General features: G+C 63.3%; 16 protein-coding genes. 13 read left to right on the top strand and 3 right to left on the bottom strand.

Going from position 1 to position 14,791, the window contains the following annotated elements; all coding sequences use genetic code 11:
• The coding region (locus VEK15_03830) for an ABC-ATPase domain-containing protein (GenBank protein ID HXV59799.1) at window positions 1-1,565 on the top strand (1,565 nt) is incomplete at its 5' end.
• A gap of 27 nt (window positions 1,566-1,592) precedes the next feature.
• Complete coding sequence (locus VEK15_03825) at window positions 1,593-2,957, top strand: sulfatase (GenBank protein ID HXV59798.1); 1,365 nt, start codon at window positions 1,593-1,595, stop codon at window positions 2,955-2,957.
• Here VEK15_03825 and VEK15_03820 read toward each other — a convergent pair.
• On the bottom strand, window positions 2,951-3,574 hold the full coding sequence (locus VEK15_03820) for a hypothetical protein (GenBank protein ID HXV59797.1): 624 nt from the start codon (window positions 3,572-3,574) through the stop codon (window positions 2,951-2,953). The two genes, VEK15_03825 and VEK15_03820, sit on opposite strands and share 7 nt — an antisense overlap.
• 228 nt (window positions 3,575-3,802) lie before the next feature.
• On the opposite strand from VEK15_03820, the gene VEK15_03815 reads away from it, so the two are divergent.
• The 3 genes from VEK15_03815 to VEK15_03805 are packed head-to-tail and all read left to right on the top strand — an operon-like array spanning window position 3,803 to window position 5,546.
• On the top strand, window positions 3,803-4,738 hold the full coding sequence (locus VEK15_03815; protein ID HXV59796.1) for a universal stress protein: 936 nt from the start codon (window positions 3,803-3,805) through the stop codon (window positions 4,736-4,738).
• A complete protein-coding gene (locus VEK15_03810; GenBank protein ID HXV59795.1) occupies window positions 4,714-5,154 on the top strand; it encodes a DnaJ C-terminal domain-containing protein in 441 nt (146 codons plus the stop codon). The genes VEK15_03815 and VEK15_03810 overlap by 25 nt, the downstream gene beginning before the upstream one ends.
• A gap of 35 nt (window positions 5,155-5,189) precedes the next feature.
• Complete coding sequence (locus tag VEK15_03805) at window positions 5,190-5,546, top strand: DUF5335 family protein (GenBank protein HXV59794.1); 357 nt, start codon at window positions 5,190-5,192, stop codon at window positions 5,544-5,546.
• A gap of 13 nt (window positions 5,547-5,559) precedes the next feature.
• Here VEK15_03805 and VEK15_03800 read toward each other — a convergent pair whose 3' ends face one another.
• Window positions 5,560-6,054: a BCAM0308 family protein gene (locus VEK15_03800; GenBank protein HXV59793.1), complete on the bottom strand. Its 495-nt coding sequence runs from the start codon at window positions 6,052-6,054 to the stop codon at window positions 5,560-5,562.
• A gap of 337 nt (window positions 6,055-6,391) precedes the next feature.
• Between VEK15_03800 and VEK15_03795 the strand changes: the two genes are divergently transcribed.
• The 8 genes from VEK15_03795 (at window position 6,392) to VEK15_03760 (ending at window position 13,920) form a co-directional block, all read left to right on the top strand.
• Window positions 6,392-8,839 carry an ABC transporter permease gene (locus tag VEK15_03795; protein HXV59792.1) on the top strand — a complete coding sequence of 816 codons (2,448 nt, stop codon included), beginning with the start codon at window positions 6,392-6,394 and terminating at the stop codon, window positions 8,837-8,839.
• An 813-nt stretch (window positions 8,840-9,652) separates the two neighbouring features.
• The gene (locus VEK15_03790) at window positions 9,653-9,943 is read left to right on the top strand and encodes an AbrB/MazE/SpoVT family DNA-binding domain-containing protein (protein HXV59791.1); all 291 of its coding nucleotides are present in this window, start codon (window positions 9,653-9,655) and stop codon (window positions 9,941-9,943) included.
• A gap of 9 nt (window positions 9,944-9,952) precedes the next feature.
• Entirely contained in the window at window positions 9,953-10,348 is a 396-nt protein-coding gene (locus VEK15_03785) for a PIN domain-containing protein (protein HXV59790.1), read from the top strand.
• A gap of 88 nt (window positions 10,349-10,436) precedes the next feature.
• Complete coding sequence (locus VEK15_03780; protein ID HXV59789.1) at window positions 10,437-12,239, top strand: hypothetical protein; 1,803 nt, start codon at window positions 10,437-10,439, stop codon at window positions 12,237-12,239.
• On the top strand, window positions 12,236-12,685 hold the full coding sequence (locus VEK15_03775; protein HXV59788.1) for a beta-L-arabinofuranosidase domain-containing protein: 450 nt from the start codon (window positions 12,236-12,238) through the stop codon (window positions 12,683-12,685). The genes VEK15_03780 and VEK15_03775 overlap by 4 nt, the downstream gene beginning before the upstream one ends.
• Window positions 12,686-12,828: 143 nt before the next feature.
• Entirely contained in the window at window positions 12,829-13,059 is a 231-nt protein-coding gene (locus VEK15_03770) for a hypothetical protein (protein ID HXV59787.1), read from the top strand.
• Entirely contained in the window at window positions 13,059-13,493 is a 435-nt protein-coding gene (locus tag VEK15_03765) for a type II toxin-antitoxin system VapC family toxin (GenBank protein HXV59786.1), read from the top strand. Before VEK15_03770 ends, VEK15_03765 begins: the two co-directional genes overlap by 1 nt.
• A 286-nt stretch (window positions 13,494-13,779) precedes the next feature.
• Window positions 13,780-13,920, top strand: coding sequence for a hypothetical protein (locus VEK15_03760; GenBank protein ID HXV59785.1), 141 nt, complete (start codon window positions 13,780-13,782; stop codon window positions 13,918-13,920).
• Window positions 13,921-14,228: 308 nt separating this feature from the next.
• Here the strand turns inward: VEK15_03760 and VEK15_03755 are convergent.
• Window positions 14,229-14,791 (bottom strand): porin family protein (locus tag VEK15_03755; protein HXV59784.1); only part of this gene is annotated, 563 nt, incomplete at its 5' end.

Genomic DNA, 14,791 nt, shown 5'->3' with positions numbered 1-14,791 from the left:
TCCGGCTCCGCGTACCGGGACAAATTCCCCAGAAGCTGATTGCGAGCTCCGTTCGTCGGATCGCGCTCCAAGACTTTCTCGCCCGGAACGTCCGCCGAGCCATTCCCCCGCAGCGCCGGGGCCGGCGGCCGGGTACGCGCGGATTCATCGCCATCGACGCCGGTGGCCAGGAAGTCCTGGAACGGACGGCCGTCGTCGTCACCAACGATTTCGTCGAAGCCCGCATCGAGGTCGGGCTTCCTGCCGCCGGACGTACCATTCTCGGGGGGCAAGCGGAACGCATCCTGCTCGAAGAGCTTCCCGAGATCGCCGAGCGCGCTCTCCGCAGCGGCTTCATCGAAGAGGGCATGCCGTTCGTCCAGACCGTGGAGAACCATGCGCATCTGGCTCGACAGCTCCCAGCTCGAGGACTGGTTGCCTTCGTTGCCGACGGCTCGATCCTGCCTCGTGCGAGCGGGTCGTCCGAGCACCCGATGCCGAATGCCAGACCGTTTCGCTCTCCCCGATCGCTCCGCGTCCAGCTCGAGCTCCAGCACCCTCTCGACGGTGCCCAGGTGGTCAGCGGCATGGGAATCCCCGAGGGTGTCACCCTCATCGTCGGGGGCGGCTACCACGGGAAGTCCACTCTCTTGAAGGCTCTCGAACGAGGTGTCTATCCGCATGTGCCAGGAGACGGACGGGAATACGTCGTGACTCGTCCCGATGCGGTGAAGATTCGTGCCGAGGATGGCCGAAGCGTGACCGGCGTGGACATCAGCCCGTTCGTCCGCGAGCTCCCGATGGGTCGAAATACGAATGCATTCTCCACCGAGGACGCCAGCGGCAGCACGAGTCAGGCCGCGAGCGTCATCGAGGCGCTCGAGGTCGGGGCCAAGGTCCTGATGCTCGACGAGGACACCTCGGCCACCAACTTGATGTTCCGCGACGCCCGGATGCAGGCCCTCGTGGCGCGGGACAGCGAGCCCATCGTTCCTTTCGTCGACCGCATCCGCGAGCTCAAAGACCGGTTTTCGGTGTCGACCGTGCTCGTTACCGGCAGCTCTGGCGACAGCTTCGAGTCGGCCGACAGGGTGATCCGCATGAAGGATTACTCGCCGGAGGACGTGACGGCGGAAGCGGTGCGCGTGGCGAAAACCCATCCGACGGGACGCGCCATCGAGGCTCCTTCTCCCTTCACCCTGTCACCGGGCCGCCATCCGGTACGCGAAAGCATCGACGCGTCACGGGGACGGCGTGACATCAGGATCGACGCGCGCGGACGCGACTCGCTCGCTTTCGGCGAGGAGCACATCGATCTGAGGGCGGTCGAGCAGCTCGTCGACACGAGCCAGACCCGGGCGGTTGGATTCGCTATCCGGCTCGCGGCAGAACGGTTTCTCACCGACGACGCCACGATGGACCATCTCGTGCAGAGCCTGGAAGAGCTCTTCGATCGCGAAGGTCTCGATGTGCTCTCACCTTTCAACCTCCGCGGCGAGCATCCAGGCAACTTTGCCAGACCGAGACGGTTCGAAACCGCCGCTGCACTCAACCGGATGCGGTCGTTGCGGATCGGACCGCTCTAGGTTGCCAATCGGCTAGAATCGCGCTCGATGAACGCTCGCTTTCGACCGCCGATCCTGATTGCCTCGGCCGCTTGTCTCATTGTCGCGGCCGCCTGCTCGGCGCAGCGCCCGAACGTGATTCTGATCTCCCTGGACACGACCCGCGCCGACCATATGAGCGTCTATGGCTACGAGCGAGATACAACTCCTAACTTGAAGCGATTTGCGGCCGAGGGCGTCGTGTTCGAGCAAGCCTTCGCCCAGGCGCCGTGGACGGTATCCTCCCACATGAGCGTTTTCACTTCGCTTTATCCTCCGGTGCACAAAGTCGCGCATCTCACCCCCCAGAGCGCCACGGTGGAGACGCTCCCCGAGCGATTGAAAAGCGCGGATTACTCCACCGGTGGCTTCGTGGCGCCGGTGCTGGACGGCTACGGGTTCTCGCGAGGCTTCGATCATTATTTTTCCCCCTACCGCTCACGACCGGCAGAGGTCATGGTCCAGCAAGCTCTGAAGTGGCTCGCTCGAGACCCGAGCCGCCCCGTCCTCCAACCTCAGCCATTCTTTCTGTTCCTTCACCTTTTCGACGCCCATCACCCCTACGAGCCGAGTTGGCCCTTCGATACGGCGTACATCGAATCCTATCGGGAGGACATCCGAGAGCTCAGCAGCAGCCACCCGCATCAACAAGACAAAAACCTCTCGCCCGAGGAATTGAACGAAGTTGTTTCTCTGTACGACGGCGAGATCGCTTACCTGGACTTCGCCCTGGGAGGATTCTTCGAAGCGCTCCGCAAACTGGGAGTCTACGATTCATCGCTGATCGTGCTCATGGGAGATCACGGCGAGGGCTTTCTCGAGCACGGTCTGATGAACCACGGCAACTCCGTTTACGACGAGCTCGTTCGTGTACCCCTGCTCGTGCGCTTCCCCCGTGGCCGTTTCGCCGGACGGCGAGTCGAGACACCCGTCGAGCTCATGGACATCACTCCGACGGTGCTCGAATTACTCGGCGAAGAGCGCCTCGCCGTGGCGCAGGGAGACTCGCTCGGGGGCTTGCTCGAGAAGGGTGAGGACGAGAGTCGATTCGTCTACGCCTACGATGGAGACGCCGACAGCGTGCGCACGGCCGAGTGGAAGCTGATCAAGAATCCGCCAAACCGCGCTCGGCGCATCCCCCGGGCACTCCCAGGGGAATACGAGCTCTACGACCTGGTGCGTGACCCGGGTGAGATGCACAATCTCGCGCCTCGGATGTCCGAGCGAGTGAGCACGATGACACGGGCCCTCGAAGAAATGGAACGTATCAACGACGAGCTCCGAGGGAAAGTCCAGACGGAGCTGGGGGTGCATCCCATCGAGCTCACCGAGACCGAGAAAGAACGGCTGCGGACGTTGGGCTACATTCAATAGCCGCTCGCGGCGACGCCCATCACGACCCAGCGAGACTCCGGCTCACTCGCGTCATTCGGACGAGCGAGAAGATACTTCTTCAGCGTGATTACGAAACGCTGCTGGGACCCGTCGTCGAGCTCGGCGACGACGAGGACCTCTTTCACGAGGGCTCTCCCGTCGAACTCGTCGATGGGATCCCAGGTGACGAGCGATTTGCGAGCCCCTTCGCGCTCGCGCTCGACGGCGCGCCTGAGCTCGTCGAGCCGTGATTTGAGCTCGTCGTCCGCACGCTCGAGCGTTCTCCACCGCTCGAACAGCTCTTCCGCCTCGTCGCCCACGTGCTCCGGCCCCGCCTCGAAACGCGCGACGTCGAAGCTATGGCGATCGCGAAAGCGACGCAGCTCTTCGTGCCATTTCACTCTTTCCTTCCGCATCGCATCGAGCTCTTCTCGCAAGCTGGCGAGCGCGTAGTCCTCGACGTGCTCTTCACTGACCTCCAGGAGGCGCCAGGCGCGAGGCGGCTGCGGGAATGGAACAGTCGAGAGCTCTGCGAGATTCTGGACCTCGTGATTCCGGGATGCGTCGAGAAACTCCTCCACCACGAGCTCCTCGGGGGACGTGCAAGCTCCGAGCATGGCGCCGAGGACGAGGGAGCACCACGCCCTTCGCTTCGATCGACGCCGGTATCGACGTGGGAATCGGCTCACTCGATGGCGATGGTACGGCTTGGGGAGAAGCAGGCGCAAGCTCCTGCATCGTGTCGGGCAGCAGAGACCACACTCTTCTCGAAGGAGTCGATCTATCATGTGGCGCATGTGTAGAAGAGCATCAAGGACGCGGCCGGGCGTCGAGAGGGAACGGTCATGAAAGTCCTTCTCGCGGTCGACGGTTCGGAGTACTCCCGAGCGTCGGTCGCCTTGATGAAACGTCTCTCCATGCCCAAGGATTGTGAGGTGATCGTCGTCACGGTCCTCGGCACCGGAGCTTCCTTCGGCGGTGATGGGTTCGGCGTTCTTGACACCGAGATCGCTGCGCTGGAGTCGTATCGCGAAGACGCCCTGGTGGAGTCTCGGCGCATGCTGAGTGCCATCGCCGACGAGCTCGGGGAGGCAGGCTGGACGGTGCGAACGCGAACCGAGCACGGACATACCGCCGATCGGATCGTGGCGACGGCTAACGAGCTCGGCGTGGACCACATCGTCGTCGGCTCACACGGGATGACCGGTTTCGATCGATTCCTCCTGGGAAGCGTCTCGAGGGCCGTCGTCACCCACGCTCCTTGTAGCGTGCTGGTCGTGCGCAAACCGGCCGACACGCAGGACGCCGGGACCCGTGAGTTGATCTCTCGTCGAGCCGATTCTGGCCATCCGCTGCGCATTCTCGCCGCGTTCGACGGCTCGCCGTCTGCCCGGGCCGCCATCGAGCTTCTGCGGACTCTACCGCTCCGGGCGGATTCCGAGTTGACGGTAGTGACCGTCTTGACCGTGGCCACGACTCTCTACGGCAAGGACATTCTCCAACGCTTGTCGACGAGCTGGCAGGAGCATTCGCGAGCGGCGCAGCTCGAGCTGGAATCGGTGCTCGCCAGATTGAAGCAAGCGACCCCGAACGTTTTCACCAAGCTCATCGACGACGGCACCGACGCTAGCCCCGACATCTTGAGGTTGGCGACCGATCTCGAGGTCGATATCGTCGTGCTCGGTTCGACGGGAACGAGCGCCATCGAGCGCTTTCTCCTCGGGAGCGTTACGGCACGCGTCCTGGACCATGCGCCGTGCTCGGTCTGGGTCGTGCGGTAACGCGGCGCTTCGCATTCAGGGTCACGGGATGCCGAGCGAGAGCCCCGGGGGCGCTCCCCGGTGACCTCTTCGTGATCGTCAGGAGCGCACGCGACCCTCGTTTCCAGCGCGACGGCGCGGACTTGTGGCGAAGGGAAACCATCACGGTCCCCGACGCAGCCCTGGGCACCACGAGGAACGTGCCCTGCCTGGACGGCTCCGCCGAGGTGTCCATCCCCGCGGCGGCACAGCCCGGCTTGGTGCTACGTCTCGCGGGAAAAGGACTGCCTGAGTTCGGCGGTCGCGGGCGGGGCGACCTCTTCGTTCGCCTCGATGTGCAGATACCCGAACGATTGAGTAAACGACAAAGAGAGCTCTACGAGCAGCTCCGCGAGCTCGAGAGACCGAAGGCCGAAGACGAGGCGAGCGACCACTAAGTAGTAGTATGAAACGGCGCAGTAAGGAGGCCCCCATGACGACAACGAAGCAGATACCTCGGCAGCAATGGAAGGAGTACTTCGACCGATTCACGAAACGACACTTGAGGGACGATCTCCCCGAGGCAGCCACGATCGAGCTCGTCTCTGCCGAACTAGGCGCTCAGATCGGGGTCGACGCGGCCCGCTTGCTGGGGATTTCCTACGATTCGAAGAGCGAGGCTCTCGAGGTGCTTCTCGAGAACCTCGACCAGCTCGTCCACAAACCGAAGGAGATCTGGGTCGTGGAAGACGAGGACGGCTTCTTGCCCTCGATCGAGATCGTTCGCGACGATGGCACGAAGGAGATCCTGACCGTCCGCCGAACGGGTCCGCTAGAACCGCGACCGTAGTCCGCGCCGACGCTTACCGCTCCCAGCTCACGTCGAGATAGTACTCCTCTTCGTTATAGCGGTAGTCCAGCTCTCCCTCGTAGGCCCGGTGAAGGGCCTCGCCGATCGCCCGAGGAAGGTGGATGTCGGTCGTCTTGATGACGATCATCCCTTCCTCCTCATCGATGCCCATGATGCGGTCGAGCGGGTGCTCGCCCCTGGCCTTCTTCTCCTGGTTCCAGGCGAGATTCAGGATTTCATCGCGGTGTTCTTTCAAAAAGGGACCGGTGACAGTGACCTGCCCGGCCGGGTACTTGTCATGGGTTCGGGCGCAGGCGGGACACCGCTCCTCGTGAGCGTCCGCGGGCTTCTCTCGCCATTGCCATCGCCCATCGTGGTAGACGGCGAAACATTCGGGGCAGACGGTGGGCTCGGGAAGTTTCCTTTTCGATTTGTAGGTGTCGTGCACAAGCTCCTGGAGCCGGCGATCCCGCCGCGATTTTCCCGGAGTCGTGGAAGTGTCTCTCATCTTCGCCTCACTCGAGTGTCACCGGACGTCGTAAAGCCAGCCGTCGGCTACTCGCTCCAATGCGCTCTTCGCCGATACCGCTTCGTCCATAGGTCGAGCGTAGCGCGCCGAACGTATCCGCGTTAACTGGGGAAAACCCGAGATTCTCGCCATGAGATCCCGGGCTCCGAACGGTGGTTTTCACGCAGTCGGCCTTCGGGCGACGGCGATCCCGCGGGTGGGATCGGTGATCCCACAAACGCACAAGCCGCTGAAAGCTCCGGGAACGAACACCATAACAAGTGCATGGCCTGGTTGAAGTTGGTTTTGGCATGAATAATGTACCGAAGTCCAATTCATGGGAACCTTCATGCAGGACTTTCGGTTCGCTTTTCGCACCATTCGACGGAGCCCGGGCTTCGCCCTATCGGTGATCGTTGCCCTCACCCTCGGGATCGGCGCCAACACGACGCTCTTCAGCGTCGTGAAAGGGATCCTTCTGAGCTCGCTTCCCTATGGAAACGAAGACGAGCTCGTGATGATCTGGCAAGACGCGACGCCGCGGGGCGGGACGAACCGGGTCCCGGTGAGCGTGGCGAACTATCTGGATTGGAAGGAGGCCAACCCCGCCTTCACCGACGTCGCGGCTCTTTTCAATTCGAGTTATCGGCTGAGTGCTCTGGATGAGCCCGTCGTGCCCTTGACCCACGAGGTCACGGCGAGCTACTTCGACGTGATGGGAATCGAGCCCCACCTGGGTCGAACCTTTCGGCCGGAGGAAGCCGAGCCGGGGGGCGACAAGGTGGCCGTCGTGAGTTATGGCTTGTGGCAGCGCATCCTGGGCGGCGATCCCACACTGTTGGGACAGTCGCTTCTCCTCGATGACGAGAGCTACACCCTGATCGGGGTGCTCAAGCCAGACTACCTGAGCGTTCACATTTTCGCCACGCAGCCAGATCTGTTCGTGCCTCTGGTGCTCGACGAAGACGCTCGGCAGATGGACAGCCGGACGCTCGCGGTCTATGCCCGAATGAGAGCGGGCGTCGATGTGAAGCAGGCGCAAACCGCGATGCAGACGGTCGCCGAGAGGCTCGCCGAGCAGTATCCGGAGACGAATGAGGGTTGGGACGCCCGCGTCGTGCCCATCCGGGAGGAGGCTGTCGGCCGCGTGAGGCCCCTGCTCACCGTCTTGCTCGCGGCGGTTGGGTTTGTCCTTCTCATAGCTTGCGCGAACGTGGCCAACATGACGCTCGCGCGATCGGCGGAGCGCGATCAGGAGATCGCCCTCCGTCGTGCTCTCGGGGCAAGCGGATGGCGTCTGTCGCGGCAACTCTTGAGCGAGAGCGTGGTTCTCGGCCTGGTGGGAGGAACGACGGGGCTTCTGCTCGCGGCCTGGACCCTTCAACCCCTGCTGCGTCTCGTGCCGACCGGTGCCCCGGTGCCCTTTCTCGAGAAGGTGACTCTGGACTGGGAAGTGCTTCTTTTCACGCTCGGACTTTCCGTCGCGACCGGCACACTGTTCGGCCTGGCGCCCTCGAGCCGCGTGTCGCGCATGGAGCTCAACGAGCATCTCAAGCATGGCGGGAGAAATCCGGCGTCCTCGAGATCTTCGCGTGGATTCGGAGCGTTCCTGGTCGTGAGCGAGGTCACCCTGGCGCTCGTGCTCGTCGCCGGAGCGGGTCTGGCAATCAAGGGCTTCCGGAACCTGAAGGGATACGACCCCGGATTCGACGCCGAGCGGCTTCTCACCGTCCGAACCTCCCTCCGCGGCGAATCATTCGCCGAGCCGCATCAGCGCATACGTCATTTCGAGGAGCTGGCCTCGCGCTTGAGGGCACTCCCCGGGGTGACCTCGGTAAGTGCCACCAGCTTCACGCCGCCACTCTTCCCCTTTCAAGCTTCGACTTTCACCATCCCCGGCGAGGCGGTCGAGCCGGGCCACGAGCCCGGCGCCACCATTCGCGCCGTACTTCCCGACTACTTTCGAACGGTCGGCATCCCCGTTCTGCGCGGACGCCCGCTGGGAACGGAAGACCGCGAAAGCTCCGCGCCGGTCGTGGTGATCAACGAGGTTCTGGCGCGCCGCTACTTTGCCGGCCGCGACGCTCTCGGGGAATCGATCGAGCTCGACTCGTCGCCTCAACCCGACTTGAGCCCATTCATGGGCTCGAGGCGTATCGTCGGCATCGTGGGAAACGTTCGAACGCTCGGCACCAACCCCGAGCCTCTCGCGGTGATCTACCTCCCGCACCGGCAGGCGCCCGTCCCGATCATGAACATGATGATTCGCACCGACGCCGAGCCCTCGTCGCTCCTGAAAGCCGCCGAGCACACCGCCTGGGGCATGGGCGGTGACATCAACGTCTACGGAGTCGAGACGCTCGCGGACCGCATCGCGAATGCCGAGTGGAGCTCGCAAGTGTCGACGCTCCTTCTCGGGCTCTTTGCCCTCCTGGCTCTCTCGCTCGGGGCGGCGGGAATCTATGCCGTCATCTCCTACACTGTGGCGAAGCGAACGCGGGAGCTGGGGCTGCGGATGGCCCTGGGCGCGAGGCGGGGCGAGGTCCTGAGAATGGTCCTGGCGAGCGGCCTGAAGCTGACGGCCGTAGGGGTTGTAGCCGGCATCGCGGCAACCTGGGCGCTGGCGCGCTTCCTCGAGAGCCTTCTTTACAACGTCAGCACCAACGACATCGTCACCTTTGCCGGTGCGTCCTTGTTGCTGGTGGGCGTCGCCGCGGCCGCCTCAGCGGTCCCGGCCTATCGCGCCTCCCGAGTCGATCCCATCCTCACCCTGCGGCACGACTGAAAGATCATTCGCTGTCCCGTCGCGAGTCAGGAATTTAGCGCAGGATCTCGAACGCGCGTTTCTTGTCCTTACCGAAGCGGAACACGGCGTAGTCGTCATCGAACGCCGCGGCGCAGTGGATTCCGAGTCGTAGCATCACCGCAAAAGCTGGTGCGGTCGACGATGGAGAAATCCTGGTCGGCGAAATCCAAGCCCATCGCCCATGCCGACTCCAAGTCTGCACCGTTGACGGGTTCTATGACCGCCACCCCTCCGCGAAGGCCTTCCCAAAACTTCTCGGCCGCCTCGCGATTCAAGCGGTGGTCCAAGAGAAGCCATGTCTCAACCAAGATGTGATCCGTCGTGACGAGCGACTCGCCAGCGGAGAGAAGTGACTTTGCCCGCTTGTTGCTGCTGTCACCCGAATCCGCGGCGGCGTATCAGACCGAGGTATCGACGAACAAGCTCACTTGGAGGTCTTGCGCAGGCGTTCCGATTGGACCGCCGTGCCGAGCATCGAGTCCTTGTTCCGGAAAACGTCGGACCCATGCGAACTTCCGAGGTCGAATACCACGGACGGATCGGCGTTCGGGCTCGGCCGAGCGAGATCCCGCTCCACTAAGGTTCTGATGTACTCCGCGAACGAAATCCCGAGATCGGAAGCTCGCTCGCGGGCACGACGCCGAGTCTCCGCGTCTAAGAGTGATCTGAGTTCGTGCCATCATGAAGGCCACCATTGTACTGGCACGATCGGGCTCCGATTCCGGCCTATCGCGCCAGTCTTGTGATTTGCGACTGAATGTCAGAGAATCAGAGGAGCAGAGGTCGCGAGGGATGTCTGAGGTCACCCGAGTTGGAAAACGAGGAACCATCGTGATCCCGGCTCCTCTCCGCAAACGCTACGGGCTCGAGGAAGGAAAGGCAGTCCTCGTCGAGGCGATCGCCGAGGGACTCCTCCTGCGGCCCGCGGTCACGCTTCCCGTCGAGATGTACTCCAAGGAGCGCCGGGCAGCGTTCCTGCTCGAAAACGCTATCGATCGCGAGGACTATGAGCGGGCCTGCGAGGAGGTCCGGAAAATGGGTCTCGACCCCGATACCGTCCCGCATGAAAGGCCGGAGACCTAAGGCCGCTCTGTGGACCGGCTCTTCCTCGACGCGAATGTGCTTTTCTCCGCGGTCTATCAGGAGAACTCCGGTCTTCGCCGTCTCTGGGAGCTCGAGGACGTCGAGCTCGTCACCTCCGCCTACACTTTCGAAGAAGCGCGCCCCAACCTCGATGCCGACGAGCAGCTCGAGCGTCTCCAGGGGCTCGTCCGCGCGATCGACCTAGTGCCCGAGAGTGCGGTCGAGCTACCGCTGGGCGTTGAGCTCTCCGAGAAGGACATCCCCATCCTCCAGGCGGCCCTCGCCGCCGAGGCCTCGCATCTCATCACCGGCGACCGGCGAGATTTTGGGCGCTACTTAGGCGAAAGGCTTGGAAGTGTCTGGGTCATGACTCCGAGGCAGTATCTCGAGACGAGGGAGGCCTGATAGCGGACGAGCGAACGCTCACGGGCCGGCACGACTGAAGTACTCGTTTCGCTTCGGGCTCTGCTATCCTCCCCGCCCGAGGCGAGAAATGAGCAAACTCTGGTCCCGTCGCGAATGGATGAGAGGCGTGGGCGGCGTCTCCGGCACGGCACTCTTCGGTACGAGACACCCGCCACACGGCCGCGGCTTCGCTCCCCAGGTCCCCGCTCCCGTCGGTTCGATCCTTCCTCTCGTTTCCACGAGCGACGTTTACGTGCCGCCACGCGGCCGTTCGTACATGAAGTTCAGCTTCGATTTTCCCGAGCCATCGGTGGAGCTCGACGGAATCCGTTTCGGTTTCCTGATCTTCAGCTACGAGAACGCCTACGGACTCGACGCGAGCGCAATGAGAGTCGCGTCCGAGGACGACGGACTCCATCTCATCTGCGACCGGTTCGTTTGGGCGGGCGGACAGGAGTCCGCTCCTGGTCGCCTCGAGGCTCGATTGCGGAAAGAAGGCGCTTTCATCGAGTGGTCGAGCGACGTCGAGATGGAGCAGCCAGTCAAGGCGGTCTCGACCGTGCTGCGAGGCCTGCCGCGAGGCCGGGTCTCCTGTGCAGGGCAGAGATTCTTCGACCCGGGCGATGATGAGGTGCTGCTGGGCTATCCCTTCTCGGGAGGCGATCTCTTCGGCCCGGGCTCCGCGCGCGGTATGCCGACACCGTTCGCGGTGATCGAGAGCGGCGACCGCCAGGTCTTCTTTCTTTCCTCGCTCGACACCCAGGTGCGGACGAAACGCTTCTACTTCCAGCCGGGAGAGACCGCCTACCGGGTCGAGGCGGTGCACGAGACCGAGGGCTGGAAGAACTCGACCCGGGTGAGCGTTCCTCCCTGGCGAATCGGGAAGGTCTCTTCCATGGCGGAGGCCGCCGCGCCCCACTTCGAGCACATCGAGAGGGCCTATGGAATTCCCCGGTGGGAAGCTCGCGAAGACGCCCCCGACTGGCTTCGTGAGGTCGCGCTGGTGATCACGCTTCACGGGATGCATTTCACCGGCTACGTGTTCAACGACTACGCCCGGATGCTCGAGATCCTTCGATGGGTGGCGACCCGGATTCCTGCAAGGCGCGTCGTGGCCTTCCTCTCCTCGTGGGACGGGCGGTACTACTGGGATTATCCACTCTACGCGCCCGCCGAACGCATGGGAGGGGAATCGGGATTTCGCCGACTCGTTCGAGGCGGCCAGGAGCTAGGCTTCCGGATGATGCCGATGTTCGGCGCCAACGCCGCCAATCGGAAGCATCCGATGTTTCGTGAGATCGCCGACGGTCACACCGAGAAGGTGGATGGGGACCGTTTCGATCTGAACTGGGTCGACTGGGACAACGACCGGCATCAAGACGGCTGGCTTTCATATATGAATCTCGGCGTCGAGTCCTGGCGACGCCACCTGACCGAGCGCATCGCGGACGTCATCGAACGCTACCGGCCCGACGCCTATTTCCTCGACATCGTGGGCGGATGGGTCAATAACCCGAAGGCAGATATGCACGAGGGAACGCGACGGCTCGTCGAGGAGCTTCGGGCCCGCTACCCGGACGTTGTGGCGGTCGGGGAGATGCACTACGACGCGCTGCTCTCGTTCATTCCCATCTACCATTCGTTCTCCCAGACCGAAGTCGCCGCAGAGCTCGCGAAATACACGCGCTTCTTCCAGCACCTGAGCTATCCCGCCCCCGGCAGGGGAAGCACCGGCGTTCACGAGGCCGGGTTCCGGCGCTCTGCCGAGGACACGTTCTCGCTCAGCGAGCCGCAGATTCCGACGCTCAATGTGGTCGACGACACCTTCGATGCACGACGCCAAGACATGGAGGCCGTGATCCGGCACGCACGGGAGAGGGCTGGCCTGTGAGGGGTTTCATCGCTGCTCTCGCTATCTCGGTGCTCGCCGCCTGCGGGGGCGGCGGCGTTGAAAGGCCGGTCTCGGAGGGTCCGATTCGCGCCGTTCCATTCACGAGCGTCCGCCTGACCGACTCCTTCTGGGCGCCACGGCTCGTCACGAATCGCACCGTCACCATCCCGCACATCATGCGGCAGAACGAGGAGACGGGACGGGTGGACAACTTCCGGAAGGCAGCCGGGAGGCTGGATGGGACTTATCAAGGGCGCCGCTTCAACGATACCGACATCTACAAGGTGATGGAGGCGGCTTCGTACGCGCTCGCCCAGAAGCCCCACCCGGCACTCGACGCGGAGCTCGACGAGCTCATCGCGCTCATCGAAGTAGCGCAAGAGATTGAGGGCGTTCCGAAAACAGGCCCGGGTGCAGGCGCGAATCGACATCGGTCTGACGCGTGATTCCGTCGTCCTTCTGTTGTGCACCGAGGGGGCCACCCACCCCGCGAGCTACCAGCGGATCGTGGGCAACCCGCCCTGAGCCCGCTGCGGAGGTTGACCTGTCGGATTCCGTTCCTCCATAATGGAGGAAAAATGGAGGACCAGTGGCTACACTCAACATCAAGAACGTACCCGAGAAGCTCTATGCCCGGCTCAAGGCGCGGGCCCGAAGCGAGCGGCGTTCGATATCACAAGAAGTGCTGCGCATTCTGGAAGAGGCGACGCGTCCGGGCGAAACCGTGTCCATTCTCGAGCTGCGCGGGCTCGGCAAGGAGCTCTGGAAGGGCATCGATCCGGCCATACACGTCGACGAGGAGCGCGGCTCTTGGGATTGATGGACGACCTGGGGAGCGGTCCCGTCGGGATCGACACCGCGATCTTCATTTATTACATCGAGGAGCATCCCAAGTACTTCGCTCCCGTCAGAACGTTGTTCACCGCCATCGACAAGCACCGGTGCCGGGGAGTCACTTCGGCGCTCACTTTGCTCGAGACCCTCGTCGTACCGTACCGCGCCGGTGACATGGCGGTCGCCGAGCGCTACGAGCTTCTGTTCAGCCGCAGTCGCGGGATCGAGCTCATCGACCTCGACCGCGCGCTGCTCCGTGCCGCGGCCCGCATTCGCGCCGTGTATCGCCTGAAGACGCCGGACTCTATCCAGCTCGCTGCCGCGTTTTCGAAGGCCTGCACCACCTTCCTCACTCACGACCGACCGCTTTCCAAAGTCAGGGGCATCAAGATTCTTCAGATCGGACGATACCTCGCGTAGGGCTGAAAGCTCACCGCGCGGAGCGGGTGTTAGAATCTAACCTCCTAGGGGAGCCATCATGAAGCCCCGCAAGTTCTCCAACTACATCCTTCTCGACAAGCTCGGAGAGGGGAGTACGTGACCGGGGAGACGCTCGCTGCCCGGATCGCTGCGGGGCCGATTCCGATCGACGAGGCAACGCGGATTGCGGCCGAGGTCGCCGAGGCGCTTCAACGAAGCGCACGCCAGGGGATCGTCCACCGCGATCTGAAGCCCTCGAACATCATGCGGACAGGGTCACGCCAAGGTGATGGACTTCGGCACCGCCCAACGAACTCGAAGCGGCCAGGACACCGACGCCGACACCCTCACCCGGTTGACCGCCGACCGGGCCTATCTGGGAACGCTCGCCTACAGTCTCCGGAGCAGCTTCTCTATCGGTTCGTGAAGCCGAGTGAAGCGAGGCCCGATCTCGAGGTGAACGGAGATCCGATCGCGCTTTCCTTGGGGGACGGGTTCGCCACTATCCGACGGACTTTGCGAGAGGGGGACACGGTGGGATTGATGCTTCCCATGCCAGTTCGACGACTCCGATCGCACGAGGCCGTCGAGGTCTGGATTCCAACTGAGAGTCCGCGAGCCAACGACTCTGCGGTCCGAGCCAGGGAGTGATCCACAGCGCAGCCATCTCGTGCGCGTTTCTCACGAGTAGGATTTCTCCTGGGCAGCTTCCGACTACGACATATGCCCCTCACGCTACAATTGGAAACCCACGAGAACGGCGATGCCCCGATTCTTGAAATCGGTCGTTCGCTCCGCGTCGACTGTGGTGACACCCTGAGTGAATCGGCATTCTGCCAAGAGCCACCGGACGCGAATGCCGCCGCCTACGACCAGGCTCGCTTCGAACCGTGCGATCGTGTCCAGCTCGCGCTCCGACTCTTGGCCCAGACTCTCGATCCGCTCGCGGGCTCGAACCCCGTAACCGAAGGATGGCCCGACGAGGGCGTAAAAGCTCGTTGGCCCTGTTTGATTCGTTGCGATCCGGGCGAGGATTGGAAATTCCAGGTACTCGAGAACGAGAGTCGTTTTGAGATCCAGCTCCGGATTCTCTGCCTCGAGCACTGTGCCTTTCTTGACGAAGAGCGCCTCCGGCTGCAGCGCCACGACACCCGCGAGAGGGAAGACGATTAACGGTCCCACGCTGAAGTTCCGAGTGCTGCCGGAACCAAGACCGCCGAACGGGCCCGTGAACCTGGGGAGGGTAGCCCAGTGGATCCCCGCCTTGAAGCCGAAGTCGACCGCTTCGGCGGCTGGGG

It is taken from the genome of Vicinamibacteria bacterium, assembly GCA_035620555.1.
Classification (GTDB): Bacteria; Acidobacteriota; Vicinamibacteria; order Marinacidobacterales; family SMYC01; genus DASPGQ01.
The sequence above is the reverse complement of the archived record's forward strand: the minus strand, read 5'-3'. Positions and strand labels throughout refer to the sequence as shown.